The 18,307-nt window shown below is 63.7% G+C and carries 17 protein-coding genes, 1 tRNA gene and 1 rRNA gene; 10 read left to right on the top strand and 9 right to left on the bottom strand.

What is annotated here, in order from left to right:
- Window positions 1–305: 305 nt before the first annotated feature.
- Entirely contained in the window at window positions 306–1,262 is a 957-nt protein-coding gene (locus tag CXR00_RS16775; RefSeq protein ID WP_104056002.1) for a patatin-like phospholipase family protein, read from the bottom strand.
- Between the two features lie 161 nt (window positions 1,263–1,423).
- On the opposite strand from CXR00_RS16775, the gene CXR00_RS16770 reads away from it, so the two are divergent.
- Entirely contained in the window at window positions 1,424–2,179 is a 756-nt protein-coding gene (locus CXR00_RS16770; RefSeq protein ID WP_258060568.1) for a dienelactone hydrolase family protein, read from the top strand.
- A gap of 8 nt (window positions 2,180–2,187) precedes the next feature.
- Here CXR00_RS16770 and CXR00_RS16765 read toward each other — a convergent pair whose 3' ends face one another.
- Window positions 2,188–2,415 carry a hexameric tyrosine-coordinated heme protein gene (locus CXR00_RS16765; protein ID WP_104056000.1) on the bottom strand — a complete coding sequence of 76 codons (228 nt, stop codon included), beginning with the start codon at window positions 2,413–2,415 and terminating at the stop codon, window positions 2,188–2,190.
- A gap of 257 nt (window positions 2,416–2,672) precedes the next feature.
- Window positions 2,673–3,680, bottom strand: a complete 1,008-nt coding sequence (gene gap / locus CXR00_RS16760) for a type I glyceraldehyde-3-phosphate dehydrogenase (RefSeq protein ID WP_104055998.1) — start codon at window positions 3,678–3,680, stop codon at window positions 2,673–2,675.
- A 98-nt stretch (window positions 3,681–3,778) separates the two neighbouring features.
- Between gap and CXR00_RS16755 the strand changes: the two genes are divergently transcribed.
- Window positions 3,779–4,987: an ROK family transcriptional regulator gene (locus CXR00_RS16755; RefSeq protein ID WP_104055996.1), complete on the top strand. Its 1,209-nt coding sequence runs from the start codon at window positions 3,779–3,781 to the stop codon at window positions 4,985–4,987.
- A 200-nt stretch (window positions 4,988–5,187) separates the two neighbouring features.
- Here CXR00_RS16755 and CXR00_RS16750 read toward each other — a convergent pair whose 3' ends face one another.
- Window positions 5,188–5,799, bottom strand: coding sequence for a TetR-like C-terminal domain-containing protein (locus CXR00_RS16750; protein ID WP_258060567.1), 612 nt, complete (start codon window positions 5,797–5,799; stop codon window positions 5,188–5,190).
- A 112-nt stretch (window positions 5,800–5,911) separates the two neighbouring features.
- Here CXR00_RS16750 and CXR00_RS16745 point away from each other — a divergent pair, with 112 nt between their 5' ends.
- From CXR00_RS16745 to CXR00_RS16740, 3 genes are all read left to right on the top strand, one after another.
- Window positions 5,912–6,889 carry a DUF5692 family protein gene (locus CXR00_RS16745; RefSeq protein WP_104055993.1) on the top strand — a complete coding sequence of 326 codons (978 nt, stop codon included), beginning with the start codon at window positions 5,912–5,914 and terminating at the stop codon, window positions 6,887–6,889.
- A 206-nt stretch (window positions 6,890–7,095) separates the two neighbouring features.
- Entirely contained in the window at window positions 7,096–7,236 is a 141-nt protein-coding gene (locus tag CXR00_RS18370) for a hypothetical protein (RefSeq protein ID WP_181032416.1), read from the top strand.
- A gap of 239 nt (window positions 7,237–7,475) precedes the next feature.
- Window positions 7,476–7,859, top strand: coding sequence for a hypothetical protein (locus tag CXR00_RS16740; protein ID WP_104055991.1), 384 nt, complete (start codon window positions 7,476–7,478; stop codon window positions 7,857–7,859).
- A gap of 74 nt (window positions 7,860–7,933) precedes the next feature.
- Here CXR00_RS16740 and CXR00_RS16735 read toward each other — a convergent pair.
- Together CXR00_RS16735 and CXR00_RS16730 are read right to left on the bottom strand one after the other, a co-directional pair.
- Window positions 7,934–8,010 (bottom strand) — tRNA-Thr (locus CXR00_RS16735).
- A gap of 152 nt (window positions 8,011–8,162) precedes the next feature.
- The gene (locus tag CXR00_RS16730) at window positions 8,163–9,035 is read right to left on the bottom strand and encodes a thioredoxin domain-containing protein (protein ID WP_104055989.1); all 873 of its coding nucleotides are present in this window, start codon (window positions 9,033–9,035) and stop codon (window positions 8,163–8,165) included.
- A 168-nt stretch (window positions 9,036–9,203) separates the two neighbouring features.
- Between CXR00_RS16730 and CXR00_RS16725 the strand changes: the two genes are divergently transcribed.
- The 5 genes from CXR00_RS16725 (at window position 9,204) to CXR00_RS16705 (ending at window position 15,988) form a co-directional block, all read left to right on the top strand.
- The gene (locus CXR00_RS16725; protein WP_181032415.1) at window positions 9,204–10,667 is read left to right on the top strand and encodes a trehalose-6-phosphate synthase; all 1,464 of its coding nucleotides are present in this window, start codon (window positions 9,204–9,206) and stop codon (window positions 10,665–10,667) included.
- Window positions 10,664–11,440 (top strand): trehalose-phosphatase, encoded by a 777-nt coding sequence (otsB, locus tag CXR00_RS16720; protein WP_104055985.1) that lies wholly within the window; start codon window positions 10,664–10,666, stop codon window positions 11,438–11,440. The genes CXR00_RS16725 and otsB overlap by 4 nt, the downstream gene beginning before the upstream one ends.
- A 130-nt stretch (window positions 11,441–11,570) precedes the next feature.
- Window positions 11,571–12,662 carry an ABC transporter ATP-binding protein gene (locus CXR00_RS16715; RefSeq protein WP_104055983.1) on the top strand — a complete coding sequence of 364 codons (1,092 nt, stop codon included), beginning with the start codon at window positions 11,571–11,573 and terminating at the stop codon, window positions 12,660–12,662.
- Window positions 12,663–12,781: 119 nt separating this feature from the next.
- A complete protein-coding gene (locus tag CXR00_RS16710) occupies window positions 12,782–14,137 on the top strand; it encodes a DUF4032 domain-containing protein (RefSeq protein WP_104055981.1) in 1,356 nt (451 codons plus the stop codon).
- A gap of 135 nt (window positions 14,138–14,272) precedes the next feature.
- Window positions 14,273–15,988, top strand: a complete 1,716-nt coding sequence (locus CXR00_RS16705; RefSeq protein WP_181032605.1) for a glycoside hydrolase family 13 protein — start codon at window positions 14,273–14,275, stop codon at window positions 15,986–15,988.
- A 40-nt stretch (window positions 15,989–16,028) separates the two neighbouring features.
- Here the strand turns inward: CXR00_RS16705 and CXR00_RS16700 are convergent, their stop codons facing one another.
- The 3 genes from CXR00_RS16700 to rrf form a co-directional block, all read right to left on the bottom strand.
- The gene (locus CXR00_RS16700; RefSeq protein ID WP_258060585.1) at window positions 16,029–17,351 is read right to left on the bottom strand and encodes an FAD-binding oxidoreductase; all 1,323 of its coding nucleotides are present in this window, start codon (window positions 17,349–17,351) and stop codon (window positions 16,029–16,031) included.
- A 60-nt stretch (window positions 17,352–17,411) separates the two neighbouring features.
- Window positions 17,412–17,837, bottom strand: coding sequence for a hypothetical protein (locus CXR00_RS16695; RefSeq protein WP_104055975.1), 426 nt, complete (start codon window positions 17,835–17,837; stop codon window positions 17,412–17,414).
- A 246-nt stretch (window positions 17,838–18,083) separates the two neighbouring features.
- Window positions 18,084–18,200: ribosomal RNA gene (rrf, locus tag CXR00_RS16690) — 5S ribosomal RNA — on the bottom strand.
- Window positions 18,201–18,307: the final 107 nt, after the last annotated feature.

Below are 18,307 nucleotides of genomic sequence, written 5' to 3'. Positions count from 1 at the left end.
GATTCCGGCGGCATACTCATGCAGCCGGATCCGCTCCACGAAGCGCTCTCCCGGGCTTACCAGCACGACGTCGAGTCCGGGCCGTGCTGCGGCGGCGAGCCGATTGGCTGCCATGACTCCCGCGTATCCGCCGCCCAGGACAACTGCTGTGGTTCCCATGTCCTTCTCCTGTCCCTGAAACCTGCCGCTCCGGCTCGCGGCCGGCTCACACATAGGACACCGGACGGGCCGGGTTTGTGACAGCCCGCATTTGTGACAGCAGGGAGGCCCGCACCGGGGCCAGCGAGATCGGGAGCAGCGCCGGGTTACCTGCCCTGCAGCAGTTCCGCCAGCCGGTCCAGCTCGGAGGAAGTCTCCAGGACCATCTTCTCGGCGGTAGCCAGCAGTCCCAGGATGTTTTTGGGGCTCGCGTCGTCGGAAGCGTGATGCGTGCCTGGAAGGAGGCTGGTCTGGATCCGGACGTAGTCCTCGCCCAGAAGCTGGCGCAGGCTCTCACGGACCAGCTGTCCCGGCCCTTCGTAGACCATGGAAAAGTCCCGTTCCATCCCCTGCACGTCTGCGGTGCTGCTGGTTTGTTCCGAGCTCAACAGCAGACCCGAGGAGGTTTGGCTGGTTCCGGTGCCCAGCGAAACCAACAACACGCCGTCGTCGGCCCCAGCCAGGGACCGGCCCAGCGTGTAGGCCACCAGTGCCGGATCATCAGCCGCAAGCCCGCCGTCCACCAGCTCGCGCGCCTGCCCGCCGGGGTCTGTGAAGGTGACGGGCGGGAAAAACCGCGGCAGCGATGCCGTGGCCCGAGCAGCAACCGCCATGTCGGCATCACCGAGCTGTGACTGGTCCAATCCCCCGCCCGCGAAGTGCAGAGCCTGTGTATGGACGAGATCGCACGTCACGACGCCCACTGGCCGGTAAGCCTCGGAGAGCTTGGTCCGGCCCATGACCTGATGCAGGAACTCCTGCAGCGGTGCGGCGGAGTAGGCAGCTGTTCCCGGTGCGGCCTTGGGGCGGGCTGCGGTATGGCGAGGGAAGATCTTCTTGACACTGCCCAGATCCAGATGCCGGAGGTCGGCTGCACTGTACGGAGCCCCGCCGTCGCGGGGGCAGGCCAGAGCCAGGGCAATCATGCCCCCGACGGAGGTGCCCACAATGAGGTCAAAGAGGTCCGCAGTCCGCTGACCCGAGCGCCTTTCCAAGTGGGTGAGCCAGATGACCGGAATGATCCCGCGGACCCCGCCGCCGTCGATCGAGAGAATGCGCAGCATGGCGGCTCCTAAGGGGTGCGGGGTAAGTGCCAACGTGCGGTTAAGCCTTCTCCCGGGGGTGATCAGGGTCAAGGTCCACGCACGTTGGCGCTGTCCGGAAAGGTGTCTTGCTCTCACAGCATCCCTAGCCCGGCGTGCCTTCCCTGTGGCAGGGTGTCGGCATGGGCGAAATGATTGAAATGGGCACAGGTTCCTCCGCGGTTCACTCCTACGTTTCCCGGCCGGAGGGAGAAATTCGGGGCGGCGTTATTGTCATTCACGAGGCGTGGGGACTGGTTGGGCAAATCCGCAGCGTGGCGGACCGGTTTGCCGAACAGGGATACCTTGCGGTTGCCCCCGATCTGCTGGGCGAGAACGGCATCACTGATGACGTGGCCACGGAACTCGGTGAGCAGCTCTTCAACCCGGATCCGGAGCAGCGCCACGCGGCGCAGCCGAAGCTGCGGGCTCTGATGTCGCCGTTCCGCAGTCCGGACTTTTCAGCCCAGGCCTCGGCACGGGTTTCCTCCTGCTTTGAGTATCTGGAGTCCTCCCCCGGCGTCCACGGACAAATCGGCGTCGTTGGCTTCTGCATGGGCGGAACCTTCGCGCTCTCCCTCGCCGTCCAGGAGCCGCGCCTGAAGGCCTGCGTGTCCTTCTACGGCCGGGCCGATTATTCCGTCGCCGAGCTGGCCGCCATCCGCTGCCCGGTCCTGGCGTTTTACGGCGATCAGGACACCGACCTTGTGGAAACGCTCCCCGATTTGGGTGCAGCCATGACCGAGGCAGGCATCGACTTCACCGCGGATGTCTATCCGGGCACCGGCCATGCGTTCTTCAATGACACCAACCGGTTTGCTTACGACTCGGACGCCGCCGACGACGCCTGGGCCCGCACGCTGGAATTCCTCGCCCAATCGCTGAGCCAGGACCGTTAGGCCTGTAGTCAGCGCCAGTAATTGTTGGCGGCCGCAATGGTGGCGAACTCAATGGCCACCACATGACCAGCGGCAATCAGGCCGTCAGGGTTGTTCATATAGGCGTCGCGGATAATTTTCTGCACGTGGTCATCGGGCTGAATGGCGAAAGAGGTCTGCATTGCCAGACCGAGGGCAAGCCGTCTCCCGTCTTCGGGGCTGGCACAGATAAGGGTGTTGTTGGGAACGAGTTCCATGGTGTCCGTCCTGTCGAGTTAGACAGTGGCCCTCCCCGCACCACTGGTGCTTCCGGTTTATGCCGCTATCCGACTCATTGTCCGCGGTTGGTCCCGGGGCGAACAAGGGCAGCGCACGCAGGCCCGCGCGCCATTGCTGAGGTTGAAGGGCCAACGGCGTTAAACGCACGACGGCGCCGTCCCGGACCCTGAAAGCGGTCCGGCGCGGCGCCGTCGTGCGTTGTTCTGTGCTGATCTCCCGAAGGAAGCGGCCAGCCTTAGAGCTTGGAGGCAACCAGCCCGGTCAGGTCCACCAGGCGGTTGGAGTAGCCCCACTCGTTGTCGTACCAGCCGACAATCTTGACCTGGTTGCCCATGACGCGGGTCAGGCCGGAGTCAAAGATGCAGGAGGACGGATCGCCCACAATGTCGGAGGAAACAATCGGATCCTCGGTGTAGGTGAGGATGCCGGCCCAGCGCGGGTCCTGTGCGGCCTTGGCGTAGGCGGCGTTGATCTCCTCGACCGTGGCTTCCTTTTCCAGCGTGACCGTCAGGTCGGTGACCGAGCCGGTGGGAACGGGAACGCGGATGGCGAAGCCGTCCAGCTTGCCCTTGAGCTCCGGCAGGACCAGGCCGATGGCCTTGGCAGCACCCGTGGAGGTGGGCACCATGTTCAGGGCTGCGGCGCGTGCACGGCGCAGGTCCTTGTGCGGGCCGTCCTGCAGGTTCTGGTCTGCAGTGTAGGCGTGAACCGTGGTCATGAGGCCCTTTTCGATGCCGAAGGCGTCGTTGAGGACCTTGGCCAGCGGGCCCAGGCAGTTGGTGGTGCAGGATGCGTTGGAGATGACGTCGTGGTTCTCGGCATCGTAATCTGCGTCATTGACGCCCATGACCACGGTGAACGCATCGCCCTTGGCGGGTGCGGAGACCAGGACCTTCTTGGCGCCGGCGGTGATGTGCTTTCGGGCGTCATCGGCGTTGGTGAAGAAGCCGGTGGACTCGATGACGATGTCAACGCCGAGTTCGCCCCAGGGCAGGTTGGCGGGATCGCGCTCGGCCAGGACCTTGATGGTGTGACCGCCAACCACGAGGTTGCCCTCCTCGACGGAGACCTTTTCGCTCAGGCGTCCGGCAACGGAGTCGTACTTCAGCAGGTGCGCCAGCTGGGCGGGATCGCCGAGGTCGTTGACTGCAACAACCTCAAAGCCTTCGCCGTGCTCCAGTGCTGCCCGCAGGAAATTGCGGCCAATGCGACCAAAACCATTAATTCCGACACGTACCGTCATGGGGCCTCCTCAGGCTCGATCAGGATTAGATTTAGACACTAAATTTATTACCTTCTACAATTATGCTGTTATTACCGCCACACGTCAAAAGGCATCCCATGGACCCCTCCGCAAATACCCCCCAGCTTCTGCGCCGCACTAACCTCCGGGCGGTGCTGGAAGTGCTGCGGTCAGCCTCGTCCGTGACGGGCACCGACCTGATCGAAGCCACCGGGCTGACGCGTGCCACGGTGATCGCCGTGTGTGATGACCTGGTCGCCCGCGGCTGGGCCCGGGAAGCTGATTCCCCGCGTGCGGAAGGACAAAAGGGGCGGCCTGCACGGCGCTTTGAGTTCAATGAAAATGCCGGCTATGTCCTGGGGCTCGACGTCGGCATCGCAACTATCCGAGTCCTGGTTGCCGACCTCGCCGGAACCGTCGTCGGCGGTGCGGAGGCCCAATTCCCCCGCCACGGCGGTCAGCCGGATGCCCGGCGGCGGATATTGACGGACGCGGTGGACAAGGCGCTTGAGGACGCCGGCATCACCTCGGCAAAGGTGTTCTGCGTTGGTACGGGTGTTGCCGCGCAGGTGGCCGGCGACGGCGTCGTCGTTCCCGGCCAGCCAATGGCACCCCTGTTTGACCTCGGCCTGCAGCGGGAATTCGGCGAGGTCCGGGGCTGGCCGATGCTGGTGGAGAATGATGCCAAGCTGGCGGCGCTTGCCGAGCGGTGGCGCGGTGTGGGCGCGGGTGAAAAAAACCTCGCGGTGATCCTTGCCGGCGAGCGCCTGGGCAGCGGAATCATCGACGCCGGCAGGCTGCTGCACGGCGCCCGCGGCGGAACGGGTGCGATGGGCGGGCTGGAACTGGTCGAGGGCGTCGGCAACGAGGACGGCATTGCCAAGCTGGCACGCCTCTGGGGCAGCGCCGCCCTCAAAGAAGGGCATGACGGGCGAATCCGGGACCTCGTGGGGCCGAAAACCAACCGCGCGTCGGCCCGTTATGTCTTCGAGGCGGCAGCCGACGGTGATCTGGTGGCCCAGGACATCCTGGACCGGATTGCCCGGCGCATGGCCCGGGTACTGGCCCTTGTTTCGTCCTTCTTTGATCCCCGCCTGATCGTCATCGGCGGTGCCGTGGCAGCATCGGCCGAGGCATTGCTGCCGGCCATGACCCGGGAACTTGCCGGCTATGTGGCGGAGCCGCCGCGGCTGGCCGTCTCAAACATGGGCAAACTGCTGGTACCAACCGGTGCCCTGCGCCTGGCCCTGGACTATGTGGAGGAGCACCTGCTGGAACTGGTGCCGCAGGTCCGCCGTCCCGGCTGAACTGCTGGATGAGCAACACCGCTGCCGGAGGGCTCCGAGGCGGCACTGACCTTAATCAGTGCCGGGTTCTTTGCCAGGTCGCGGCCCAGGTCGCTGGTAACGGGTTCAGCCCTTCAAGCGGCTGCAGCCAGCTCACGGGTCAGCCGCGCGGCTGAGGCTGTGGTGAAGTGCTCCCCCAAATAGACATCAGATGACGTTTATTAGTTTCCTGGCGCTGCCCTGGCGTCGAGCCGGCGGACGGACTCCTGCACGGCGCCGTGCAGCATGATCTCCAGATCGCCGACCACGCTGTAGGGATGTTCGACCATGCCGTCCGCGACCCATCGCAGGACCACGGCGAGCACGGCCGAGGTGTAGAAGTCGACCACCAGGACGCGGTCCTGTGGCCGCGCCGGCCCGCCGCCGTTCCGGTCCATCACGGCCTCAGTGATCGGTCGCATCTGCCGAAACAGGAAACGCTCGAGCCCGGGCTGGCCCACCCCGTTGAGGACACCGAGCGTCGACGAGCGGTTATCGCGCATGTACAGCATCAACCGCACAAGTCCGTCAGCCCATCCCACCTCAGCCGCAAAAGCGCGGACCCGGCGGGCAACTTCGGTCTCGAACACCCAGCCCGCGAGATCCCGCACATCGGTGAAGTGGTAGTAGAACGCCTGCCGCGTCAGTCCGCAGTCGCGCGTTAGTTCCGTGACCGTCACTTTGTCCAGCGGCTCGGTGTTCAGCCGGGCCTTGAGCGCGGCAGCCAAAGCCGCTCGCGCACTCGCGTGACGCTGCGCGTCGGTGCCCTCATCGGTCATGCCTGACGGTAGCACCGGGCGCTTTTGGACACATCGCAACAGGTGTCTAATGACCGCGCGGGGCGGCCTTTTTTACTTTGGAATCAGACGGCACGCATGCGGCGGGCCAATAAGGAGAGGTCCCTAGATGTTCTTGTACGAATCGATTCCCTGGTATTCCTGGGCGATGTTCGGCGTTGTCCTGGTTGCCCTCATTGCGCTTAACGAAGTGACGCGGCGCTGGAAGTGGGCCGGTCTGGCCTTCTTCGTGGCGCTGCCCATCCTCCTGACCGTGTTCGTGTGGCCCACGACGGCCGGAGAAGGGTCGTCCACAGGAACGTGGTTCCACTGGGTGAAGGTGTACTCGGCACTTCTAGGGTGCCTGGGCTTCATGCTCATCCGGTACGTCCCGCGATTGGCGAAGAACCGCTGGATGCTGATGTTCCCTGCACTGATCCTTGCGATCAACATCGCCGAGGCGGTCATCCGAGACTTTGAGGTGGCGGGCCTGCAGGGCATGCACGACGGCGTTTTCATGGTCGGCGGTCCGTGGAACTACATGAACGCCATCGCCGGCATCCTGAACCTGCTCACCATCTGCGGCTGGACGGGCATCATCGTCTCCCGCGACAAGTCGAAGGACATGATCTGGCCCGACATGATGTGGTTCTGGATCATCGCGTACGACCTGTGGAACTTCGCCTACGTTTACAACTGCGTCGGTGACCACTCGTTCTACGCCGGTGCGGCGCTGCTCATCTCCTGCACCATCCCCGCGTTCTTCCTCAAGAAGGGTGCATGGCTGCAGCACCGCGCCCACACCCTGGCATTGTGGATGATGTTCACGATGGCGGTCCCCACATTCGTGAGCACGTCGCCGTTCGCCGTCGAGTCCTCGCACAACCCGACCGCGCTGTTCGTCGTGTCGGCCATCTCGCTGGCGGCCAACATCGCCGTCGCGGTCTACCAGGTGTTCACCATCGTCAAACAGCACCGCAACCCGCTGCGCGACGAGTTGTACACCCACCTGCCTCAGTACCAGGAGGTGCGCGACGCCAACCTCCCCGGCGAGTCCCCGGCTGCCCTGCCCGGGTCCCCGGGAACGGGCCGGCCGGTCACCGTCTAACCCCGCCGGCCGCCGCTCACTGCGATAAAGAAAACTCCTCCTGCTCAGGTGCTATGCCTGAGCAGGAGGGGTTTTTGTGGGCCCCCTGCCGGATTCGAACCGGCGACCCACTTCCGTTTACGTTCTGGGTACAGCTGAACGTGGGCTACGGTGTGCGTACATGACCTGCTCCGAATAGCTAATGGCTCGACGGAAGGACAAATGAAATGGGTGTTATCGCAGGCTGGACATTGACCGTGTTCCTCATGATTCTCCTGATTGCCGCGGTGATCTTCGGGATCGTCTACGTCGCACGCAAAGGTGTGCCGCAGCGCGCTGTCAGGCGCACAGCCCGCCGCAAGGAATGATTTGACGCTCAGAGCCCCCGTTTCGGCCGGGGCTTGTCATGCCCGGTTTAGCGGCTGCCCATAAAACAATTCACCTACGAACTCGAAGGCGGAGCCGTACCAAGGGAAGTGCCTGTTCATCGCCACGGTTCCGGCTCCCATCGGCCTGGTCTACAGTGACGATGACTGCCGATAGGTTGAAATCCGGCAGGTGGGTTGACGGCCTGAAGTTTACCGCCAGAGGAGCAGGAGGCAACATCATGGAGGCAACACCGCTGATCATCATCGCCATTCTGGGACTGTGCCTAGGCGTGCTCTTGGCAACGGTCCGGATCCCGGAAATCCGGTGGGTTCCGTTTCTTAGCCTGATCCTGCTGACTATCGGAGCCGTGCTTGCCATCCAAAGAATCTGGGAAGTCAACATCCTCGGCGGGTTGGTCCTGCTGCTCGGTACCCTGCTCGGTTCCTTCTTCTACTCCGGCAAGCTCTGGCAGCGGCTCGATCTGGAGCCGGGGGTTTCGTACCTGCAATGGGCCCGGCGGTACCTCCTGCATCAGGGTTACCTGCGCGGCCTGTACCGCACAGAGCGCGCCGAACCCCTGGCACCGGCTGATTCAGAAGCATCACGCCAGCCCCTGTTGTAAGCGTGTCGTGAGCCTTCGAATGCCATAGAAAAACCCCTCCCGATCAGCGTTATGCCTGATTAGGAGGGGTTTCGTGGAGCCCCCTGCCGGATTCGAACCGGCGACCCCCTGTTTACAAGACAGGTGCTCTGGCCAGCTGAGCTAAGGGGGCGGCGCCGGCCTAAGCCGGCTAACCGCCGTCGTCGTGCTTCAAAAGCCAAACACGGCAACTGCGCTAGTCAAGGTTAGCCCAGAGCGCCCGTTCCCGCGAAACCAGGAGGCGGTTCCGCGCGAAACGGGCGCACCGGGGGAAACCGGAACGGGTTACTTGGTGGCCTCAATGGCAGCTTCAACAGCGGCAGTGAAGTCATTGGGGTTGCTCTCCGCACCGTTGACATACACGGTGGGAGTTCCGCTGACGTAGTCCACGCGGGCCAGGCGGTCCGCATAGTTCACGAAGGCGCGGAAGCCGTCATTCTGGATGCAGTCGGACGCATCGCCGGCACCCACGGACTCGGCCATGTCAGCCAGCTCCGCGTTCTTGATCTCGCCGTTGTCGTAGTTGGCAAAGATGGCGCTCATGAAGTCCCAGTAGGACTCCGGGTTGGTGTCCGCCACGCAGGCTGCGGCATTGGCGCCGCGCGAGGAGTAATTCGTGGGTGATCCGCGGTCCAGGAACGCTACGGTGCGGTACTCAAAGGTGACCTCGCCGGCGTCGAGCCAGGTGGCGATCTGCGAGTTGTAGGCCTTCTCGAAGTCGGCACAGTGCACGCAGTTCACATCCACGTAAGCCACGATTGGCACCGGCTGGCCGGCTTCGGCTGCTTCAATGCCCGGGGGAACGGGTGCGTCTTCCTTGGCGTCGGACGGAGCCTCCGGCAGTGAGGCAACGTCAACGCTGAACGGCTCGGTGGGCTCCAGCGAGGTGGTGGACGTCACCGTAATGCCTCCGTATTCATTCGCGTTGGCCGGAGATTCTCCGGTCTGGGCGTCCGCTCCGTTGCCGCTGCGCACGGAATTGATCACGATCAGCGCCACGATGACGATGACCGCCACCACGGCAACCACCACGCCCCAGCGCACCAGGAGCTTGTTGCGCCGCTCCTTCTTCTTCTGGGCTTCACGCAGGGCACGCGCCTGTTCGCGCGCAGCAGCCGTGCGATCGGCCTTGCTGGGCTTGGGGTTCCGCTCAGTCATAGTTCCTCATGTCTCTCTCACGCCTGCCCGTTTGGGCATGCGGCCGGGCAGCAACAGTTTAGGCCACCGGGGGTGTCCGCCCTTACTTTCAACGGCCTGTACAGGCATAAAGTTTCCAGCCTTGGATAGAGTGGCCTAAATACATAAGCCAAACAAGGGGTGCATATCGTGAACGCTGCTGCCGCTGATTCCGCAGGACAGAATGCCACGGACGGGTATGGCGATTTCGATTTCATCGTAGTTTCCAACCGACTTCCGGTGGACCGGGTAAATACGGACGACGGCGAAAGCTGGCGGCGCTCCCCCGGCGGGCTCGTCACAGCGCTGGCCCCGGTGATGGCCAAGGCCGACGGCGCGTGGGTGGGCTGGCACGGAGCTGCCGACGAAGAGCTGGACGAGTTCGATCATGACAACATGCATCTGCTGCCGGTTCCGCTGAGCGCATCCGAAGTGGAGCTGTATTACGAGGGCTTCTCCAACGCCACGCTCTGGCCGCTCTACCACGACGTCATTGCGCCGCCGGAGTTCCACCGCACCTGGTGGGATTCCTACCGGACCGTCAACCGCCGCTTCGCCGACGCCGCTGCCACCATGGCCGCCAAGGGGGCAACCGTGTGGGTCCAGGACTACCAGCTGCAGCTGGTGCCGCAGATGCTGCGCAGGGACCGTCCGGACCTGAAGATCGGCTTCTTCAACCACATCCCCTTCCCGCCGCTGGAGATTTTTGCCCAGCTGCCCTGGCGCCGCAACATCATTGAGGGCCTGCTCGGCGCGGATCTGATCGGCTTCCAGCGTCCCTCCGATGCCAGCAACTTCCTGCGCTGCGTGCGCCGCTTCGCCGGCCACACGGTCCGCCAGCAGCAGGTGCACGTCACCAATGAGGACGGAGTGTCCTACGTTTCGCGGGCCGAGTCCTTCCCGATTTCCATTGACGTTGAACAGATCACCGAGCTGGCCAAGCGCGAGGACATCATCGAGCGGTCCAAGCAGATCCGCAAGGAACTCGGTGATCCCAAGACCGTCCTGCTGGGCGTGGACCGGCTGGATTACACCAAGGGCATCAGCCACCGGCTCAAGGCCTACGGGGAGCTCCTCCAAGACGGCAAACTCAACGTCGCGGACGCGTCGCTGATCCAGGTCGCAAGCCCCAGCCGCGAGCGCGTGGAACAGTACCGGCTGCTGCGCGAAGAGGTTGAGGGCACAGTGGGCCGGATTAACGGCACCTACGACACGATGGGCAACACCGCCATCCGCTACCTGCACCACAGCTACCCGGTGGAGGAAATGGTGGCGCTGTACCTCGCCGCCGACGTCATGCTCGTCACCGCTCTGCGCGACGGCATGAACCTGGTGGCCAAGGAGTATGTGGCCGCCCGCATCAACAACACCGGTGCGCTGGTGCTGAGCGAGTTCGCCGGTGCCGCTGACCAGCTGCGGCAGGCGGTACTGATGAATCCGCACGACATCGACGGGGTCAAGGAATCCATCCTGACGGCGATCAACATGCCGGAGCGCGAGGCCCAGCGCCGCATGCGCCTGATGCGCCGGCAGGTCCTGCAGAACGACGTAGAACGCTGGTCGAAGAACTTCCTCAGTGCCCTGCAGCAGGGAGAAAACGAGGCAGCACAGTGAACAACCTCCCCGAAGATCTGATACAGGCGCTGGCACGGGTGGCGGACACGGAAACGCTACTGGTGGCGCTGGACTTCGACGGTACTCTCGCGCCCCTGGTGGAGCACGCCGACGACGCCCGTCCGCTTCCGGCATCGGCTGCGGCAGTGGCCGGGCTGGGAGAACTGCCGGACACCTTTACCGCTTTGATCTCCGGACGCGCCCTGGACAGCCTACGCCGGACCGCCTCCCCCGAGCCGGAAACCCTGCTGATCGGCAGCCACGGCGCAGAGGCCTGGACGGGACCCAACGCCGAACCGCTGCGTCTGACACCGGAGCAGGCGGACCTGCTGGCGCGGGCACGCGAAGCGGTGGAAAGGGTAACCTCGTCCCATCCGGGCACCTGGCTGGAAGCAAAGCCGGCCGGCGTCGTGCTCCACACCCGCAGCGCACCGGATGATGTCGCCTCAGCCGCAACCGATGCAGCCCGGCGGGGACTTGGCGCACTGGACGGTGTCCAGCTCACGGACGGCAAGCGGGTCCTGGAAGCCTCCGTTGTCCATACCAACAAAGGGGAAGGAATCCGCGCCCTGCGCGAACTCACCGGTGCGACGGCGGTGCTGTTCGCCGGCGATGACGTCACCGACGAGCACGGCTTTGCAGCCCTGGAATCCGGGGACCTGGCCATCAAGATCGGCCCCGGGGACACCCGTGCCGCCTTCCGGGTGGACTCCCCGGCTGCCTTCAGCTCGGTCCTGGCGCACCTGCTGGAACTTCGCCGCGCACACAAATGATCCGCCGCGGGACGGGTGTGGCATACTGACCCTGTGACCGCGGCCACAACCGCTGCCACCTGCTGTACAACTACATAAGCACTTCACAACGGATCGTCGGGCACGTACCTGCCCGTGAAGGAGAAATATCATGGCAACGGTAACGTTTGACCAGGCCACTCGCCTGTACCCGGGCACTGACAGGCCCGCAGTTGACAACCTCAGCCTGGAGATCGCCGACGGCGAATTCCTGGTGCTCGTTGGGCCTTCCGGCTGCGGCAAGTCAACCTCCCTGCGCATGCTCGCCGGACTCGAAGACGTCAACTCCGGCCGCATTCTTATCGGTGACCGCGACGTCACGGATGTCCCGCCCAAAGACCGTGACATTGCCATGGTTTTCCAGAACTACGCCCTCTATCCCCACATGTCCGTAGCGGACAACATGGGCTTTGCCCTGAAGATCGCAGGCATCGGCAAGGAAGAGCGGATGGAACGTGTCCGCGATGCCGCCAAGCTCCTGGACCTCGAGGACTACCTGGACCGCAAGCCAAAGGCACTCTCCGGCGGCCAGCGCCAGCGCGTCGCCATGGGCCGTGCCATTGTCCGTAACCCGCAGGTCTTCCTCATGGATGAACCGCTGTCCAACCTGGACGCCAAGCTGCGCGTACAGACCCGCACCCAGATCGCATCGCTGACCCGCCGCCTGGGCGTCACCACCGTTTACGTGACCCACGACCAGGTTGAGGCCATGACCATGGGTGACCGCGTGGCTGTGCTCAAGGACGGCATCCTGCAGCAGGTGGACACCCCGCGCAACCTGTACGACCACCCCAAGAACGTCTTCGTGGCCGGCTTCATCGGCTCCCCTGCCATGAACCTGCTGGAACTGCCCGTTGTGGACGGCGGTGTTGCCTTCGGCGGCGCCATCTACCCGGTCGCCAGCTCGGTTCTGGGCGCGGCCGCAGGCAACACCGTGACCGTCGGCGTCCGGCCTGAGGACCTGGAGATCGTTGACTCTTCCGGCTCCGGCCTGAAGGTGGAAGTTGACGTGGTGGAGGAGCTTGGCGCCGATGCTTATGTTTACGGGCACACCACCCTCGACGGAACTGACCGGGACATGGTGGTCCGTGTTGACGGCAGGCGTCCCCCGATGAAGGGCGACACCCTGTTCGTCCGCCCGCAGCAGGGCCATGTGCACCTGTTCGACACCAGCAATGGAGAGCGCCTGGCAGACCAGGCCTAGTTCCGCCGCCGAATATGCGGTGGCCCATGCGACTGTTCTAGACTCGTTTAAGGGGCCACCGCATTTTCTGTTTAACTACAGCTCCGTTTCAGCAGAACGTTCGATGAAGGCGTGTGCTTATGTCCGAACCCGCAGGTGCCAAATGGCGCGATGAACCAACAGACTGGGAGCAGCAGGGCAAACTGCCCCGGATTCATCTCTCGGCCCCTCAAAAGGCACTCGCGTCCCTGAACATTACCGCTGCTTCGATGGACCCGGGGCTGCTGGACCTGCCGTGGCATTTGCCGCTCGAAGAGTGGCCCAAGGATAACCTTGCGGCACTGCCCCGAGGCATTTCCCGCCACGTCGTCCGCTTCGCGCGAATGAGTGACTCGCTGATCGCCATCAAGGAAACCAGCGAGCACGTGGCCCGGCAGGAATACCACATGCTGCGCAAGCTGCGCAGGCTCAATGTTCCGAGCGTTGAACCGGTGGCTGTCATCACCGGCCGCTACGATGTAGACGGCCAGGAGCTGCAGCCCGTCCTCGTCACCAGGCACCTGCGCTTTTCCCTGCCGTACCGTGCCGTCTTCTCCCAGACGCTGCGCCAGGTCACCCTGACCCGCCTCATCGACGCCCAGGCCCTGCTGCTGGTCCGGCTTCATCTGGCAGGCTTCTACTGGGGTGATGTGTCATTGTCCAACACGCTGTTCCGACGAGATGCCGGAGCGTTTGCCGCCTACCTGGTGGATGCCGAGACCGGAGAGCTCTATCCGGAGCTCTCCCGGGGCCAGCGCGAATACGACCTGGAGATTGCCAGGGTGAACATCGCCGGCGAATTGATGGACCTCGCAGAGGGCGGGCTGATCGAAGAAAGCGTCGATCCGCTCGCCACCAGCGAGCGCATCATGAACAGCTACCGGAACCTCTGGGCAGAACTCACGGAGAAGGAATCCTTCGAACTCGGCGAACGCTGGCGGGTCAATGCCCGCATCCGCCGCCTGAATGACCTGGGGTTCGACGTCGACGAACTCACCATCAACACCACCGCCGACGGCACCCAGGTCCAGCTCCAGCCCAAGGTGGTCGACGCCGGCCACCACCAGCGGCGCCTGCTGCGCCTGACCGGTCTGGATGCCCAGGAAAACCAGGCGCGCCGCCTGCTCAATGACATGGATTCCTACCGGGCTGACAACCATCCGGAGCTGGACGAGGAACTCAGTGCACATCTGTGGGTCACCCAGGTCTTCGAACCCATCGTAAAGTCCGTGCCCCGGGAACTTGGCAGCAAGCTGGAACAGGCCGAAGTGGTGCACGAGGTGCTTGAGCACCGGTGGTACATGTCGGAAAAGGAAAACCGCAACGTCCCCATGGCAGAGGCCGTGCAGTCCTATCTGGACACCGTGCTCCGCCACCGCCGGGACGAGGCAGCCATTTTGCTGTCAACTGACACCAGGACCATGAAAATACTTGAGGCCGGCGGCGCACCGGACTGACGTCGGGCGGCACCCGCGCGGCATCGTTGTTGCGGCCTGTGGCCCAGTTCATGGCAGCAGGCGCAGCTGTTGCGTTTAATAGTGTCGATGGAACTTATTAAAAACCTTCCCGAGACAGGAGGATCCTCCTCAGAGATGTCCGCATCAGCAGTTTTCCCTTCCCAGGGAGGTGCGCTGAGGACTGTTCCGGTCCATGACGGCCAGCCTGGCAGCGAGTGGTGGCGTTCCTCGGTGATCTACCAGATCTATCCACGGTCCTTCCGGGATCTGCGCGGTGACGGGGTTGGCGACCTGCCCGGCATTACCGCGGAAATCCCGGCCCTGGCTGAACTCGCGATCGATGCCATCTGGCTCTCACCCTTCTATCGGTCTCCACAGAAGGATGCCGGTTACGACGTCGCAGATTACTGCTCGGTGGACCCGATCTTCGGCACCATGGAGGATTTCGACGCCCTGGTGGCCAAAGCCGGCGAGTATGGCATACGGGTCATCGTGGATCTGGTACCCAACCACTGCTCCGACCAGCATCCCCTGTTCCAAGCAGCACTCGCCGCGGAGCCCGGGTCGCCGGAGCGCGACATGTTTATCTTCCGGGACGGAACCGGCGAGAACGGCGAAAATCCGCCCAACAACTGGCAGTCCCACTTTGGCGGACCAGCGTGGACCCGGATCGCCAACCCGGACGGAACCCCGGGCCAGTGGTATCTGCATCTCTTCGACACCTCCCAGCCGGACTTTAACTGGGACAATCCTGCGGTCAGGGAAGAGTTTGAGCGCATCCTGCGGTTCTGGCTAGATCGCGGCGTGGGCGGTTTCCGGGTGGATGTGGCGCATGCACTGATCAAGAAATCCGGGCTGCCTGACTGGGGCGGGAAGGCCGACGGCGCCTCCTCCGAAGGTTTCCCCGGATATGACGCGCCCATGTTTGGCCAGCCGGGCATCCACGACATCTTTAGGTCCTGGCGGAAGCTCCTTGACGAGTACGACGGCGACCGTGTCCTGTGCGCCGAAGCCAACGTTGACCCGCTGGACCGGCTGACGGACTGGGTCCGCTCGGATGAAATGCAGCAGGCCTTCAACTTTGCGTATCTGACCCATCCGTGGAACCCCGAGAAGTTGCGGGAGATTATCGATTCCTCACTGCGGGCCTTCGACAAGGTAGGCGCTCCCACCACTTGGGTGCTGTCCAACCACGACGTCGTCCGGCATGTGTCCCGCTTCGGCCTGGAAGCCAATAATCTGCGCAGCGGTGACGGCATCGGGCCCAACGACGCCCAGCCGCACTATCAGCTGGGTGCGGCGCGGGCACGGGCTGCCACCATGCTGATGCTGGCATTGCCCGGCGGAGTGTATCTGTATCAGGGCGAGGAGCTCGGCCTCCCGGACCATACCTTGATGCCTGACGAGTTCCGGCAGGATCCCACTTATCACCGCACAGCAGGGGTTAGGGTGGGCCGCGACGGCAGCCGCGTGCCTCTGCCCTGGCGAGTACACGAACCGTCCTTCGGGTTCAGCTCCTCAGGACAAACCTGGCTGCCGCAGCCGGGCTACTGGGGCCGGCATTCACGGGACATCCAGCGCAGGGACCAGTTCTCGTCGCTGAACATGTACCGCACGGCACTGGAGATTCGCCGTGAGCTGGCGCTGGGCGCCGGGTCGCTCGCGTGGTGGCCGGAGCATGACGCCGAAGGCCTGGTGGCCTTCGTCAACGGAAACGTCCTGGTCGCCATGAACATGGGAGACAACCCAATCCAGCTGCCGGAGCTCCCGGTGCTTGCCATGAGTTCGGCTTCCGCTCTGGAAGGAACCAAAATCCGTCCGAACTGCACTGTGTGGCTTCGACTGGCCTAAGGTGTCGCAGGAGACACAGGGTACTGCCGGGGGGATGCTCTCAGCTGGTGAGGATCGCTTTCCCCGGGTTGAGGATCCCCGCCGGGTCAAACACCGCCTTGATGCGGCGCTGCAGTTCCAGGACTTGTTCCTGCTGCTCCTGCGCCAGCCAGCGGAGCTTGAACTGGCCCACCCCGTGTTCACCGGTGATGGTGCCTCCCATCGCCAGGGCAAGGGCTATGGATTCATCGAGGGCAGCGTCCAGCCGTTGGAGGCCGGTGCTGCCCTCGGTTTTGTCCACCCAGAAGGTGGGATGAAGATTTCCGTCTCCCGCATGTGCCACCACTTTCAGCCGCACCTCATGCTCGCGTGCCATGCGGTTCAATTCGGCGATATAGGAGACCAGCCGGGAGCGCGGCACCGCAACGTCCTCCCCCACCCGGTGTTCGGTGTGGATGGCGTCTCCGCGGCTGTGCCGGCGAAGGTCAACCAGTTGCAGTGCCTCCTCCGATCCCTCCAGGCTGATCTGCCCGCCCAGCTCGCCCAGCACTGAACGCACGACGTCGGCCTCGGCCGCGGCGCCGTAACCGTCCGTTTGGATGAGGAGCAGAGCAGCGCCGCGGGAGCGCAGGTTGGAGCCGTGTGCGGTGTTCAGCGCCACCATGGTCTCGGCGTCGAGCAGTTCCATGATGGCCGGCTGGACCCGGGCGCGGCCCACCGCCAGCACCCCGGCTGCAGCGCTTTCGATGTCAGGGAAGAATCCGGCGATCGTGCAGACATCCACGGGGAGGTAGCGCAGCCGCACGGTTATCCCCACCACTATTCCCAGTGTCCCTTCGGAGCCGGTGAAAAGGCTGGTCAAGTCGTACCCGGCCACCCCCTTAAACGTTTCCTGGCCCGTGCTGATGAGCGTTCCGTCGGCCAGGACGACGTCGAGGGAGAGGACAGAGTCCCGTGTCACGCCGTATTTTGCGCAGCGCAGCCCTCCGGCGTTGGTCGCAACATTTCCGCCAACGGTGGACACGCGGTAGCTTGCGGGATCAGGTGCGTACATCAGCCCGAATTCGGCCGCAGCAGCGTTGAGGTCTGCGTTGATGACCCCCGGTTCCACTATGGCCAGTTCATCCTCCGGCCGAATTTCGAGGATCCTGTTCATCCGCTCCAGGCTGAGGACAATGCATCCGGCTGTGGCATGGGCTCCACCGGACACCCCGGTACCGGCACCGCGGGGAACCACTGTGGTGCCGGTACGCGATGCCCAGCGCAGAATCTGCTGGACCTGCTCAACGGAGCGGGCCCACACAACCGCCAAAGGGTTGACGTACTCCAGGACCGGCCCCTGATCGCTTCCATAGGCTGCCAGCGTCTGAGGCGCGGTGTCCATCTCGATGCCGGTCAGGGAGCGGGATAGGTCAAGAAGCGTGTCTGCGGTCATATGAGGATGCTACCGGGCACCCATGAAGCGAGCGTAACGGTCCAAAACCTGCGGCCAGAATACGGAGAACTCATCCTGAGTCTTCACCGGATCCGCCACCATGTTGAAGCCGGAATGCGTGAGGGTGACAAGGGTGCTTGTCCCGTCTGCTGAACTGAAGCAGATCTGCACCGAGGTTGGGGTCTGCGGGCTATGCCGCACCATCCAACCCAGCAGAAGCTGAGAGTCCTGCACTCTTTTGGCCACCGTCGCCCACACGGCAGATTCTCCCGCTGGGCCGGTTTCCGTCAGGGCGTCCGATTCGAACTCCGGATGAGTGCCTTCGCCAAATTGCGTGTGCTCCTCCGGCCACCACAGGTGTACGTATTCAGTGAAACCGTTGAAGGCCTCGTGCAATTCGCGTGGAACTCTCCGTTCCACGACGATGTCCGGCACTGAAATAGTTTCCTTTGCCGGCTCGGGCGGCTCAGCGTGTGAAAAGAGAGAGGAATTCATCATCCAAGCCTAGCCCCGATGTCCCTGCTGGCCGCCGGCCGGCAACCGCTGCGCAGCGCCGTGGGCAAGGGCTCTGGAGGCCGTTGTTAGATAGTCGATGGGTTAGATAGGCCTGTTAAACAAGGGCTGGGTTAAACAAGTTGGGCCCCGCAACCATGCGGGGCCCAACTCTCTTCACCAAATATTGTCCGGCGGTGACCTACTCTCCCACACCCTCCCGGATGCAGTACCATCGGCGCAGTGGGTCTTAGCTTCCGGGTTCGGAATGGGACCGGGCGTTTCCCCCACGCTATGACCGCCGTAACCCTACCACCCGCACCACCGGCCAAACTGCTCCTGGTGGAGGGGAAAACAATGGGTCACAACCAAACACGTTCAACCGTGCCTGTCATGAAAAAGTATCCACGCGT

The sequence above is a fragment of the Arthrobacter sp. 9E16 genome (genome assembly GCF_002929435.1).
Taxonomy (GTDB): Bacteria; Actinomycetota; Actinomycetes; order Actinomycetales; family Micrococcaceae; genus Arthrobacter_B; species Arthrobacter_B sunyaminii.
Note: the sequence above shows the minus strand (reverse complement) of the source record. Positions and strands in the feature narration are given on the sequence as shown.

Coding starts and splice junctions, on each gene's coding strand:
- CXR00_RS16745 (WP_104055993.1), top strand. CDS start 5,912: ATGTTCTTGTACGAATCGATTCCCTGGTATTCCTGGGCGATGTTCGGC.
- CXR00_RS16770 (WP_258060568.1), top strand. CDS start 1,424: ATGGGCGAAATGATTGAAATGGGCACAGGTTCCTCCGCGGTTCACTCC.
- CXR00_RS16700 (WP_258060585.1), bottom strand. CDS start 17,351: ATGGACACCGCGCCTCAGACGCTGGCAGCCTATGGAAGCGATCAGGGG.
- CXR00_RS16705 (WP_181032605.1), top strand. CDS start 14,273: ATGTCCGCATCAGCAGTTTTCCCTTCCCAGGGAGGTGCGCTGAGGACT.
- CXR00_RS16730 (WP_104055989.1), bottom strand. CDS start 9,035: ATGACTGAGCGGAACCCCAAGCCCAGCAAGGCCGATCGCACGGCTGCT.
- CXR00_RS16775 (WP_104056002.1), bottom strand. CDS start 1,262: ATGCTGCGCATTCTCTCGATCGACGGCGGCGGGGTCCGCGGGATCATT.
- CXR00_RS18370 (WP_181032416.1), top strand. CDS start 7,096: ATGGGTGTTATCGCAGGCTGGACATTGACCGTGTTCCTCATGATTCTC.
- CXR00_RS16715 (WP_104055983.1), top strand. CDS start 11,571: ATGGCAACGGTAACGTTTGACCAGGCCACTCGCCTGTACCCGGGCACT.
- CXR00_RS16710 (WP_104055981.1), top strand. CDS start 12,782: ATGTCCGAACCCGCAGGTGCCAAATGGCGCGATGAACCAACAGACTGG.
- gap (WP_104055998.1), bottom strand. CDS start 3,680: ATGACGGTACGTGTCGGAATTAATGGTTTTGGTCGCATTGGCCGCAAT.
- CXR00_RS16755 (WP_104055996.1), top strand. CDS start 3,779: ATGGACCCCTCCGCAAATACCCCCCAGCTTCTGCGCCGCACTAACCTC.
- CXR00_RS16765 (WP_104056000.1), bottom strand. CDS start 2,415: ATGGAACTCGTTCCCAACAACACCCTTATCTGTGCCAGCCCCGAAGAC.
- CXR00_RS16740 (WP_104055991.1), top strand. CDS start 7,476: ATGGAGGCAACACCGCTGATCATCATCGCCATTCTGGGACTGTGCCTA.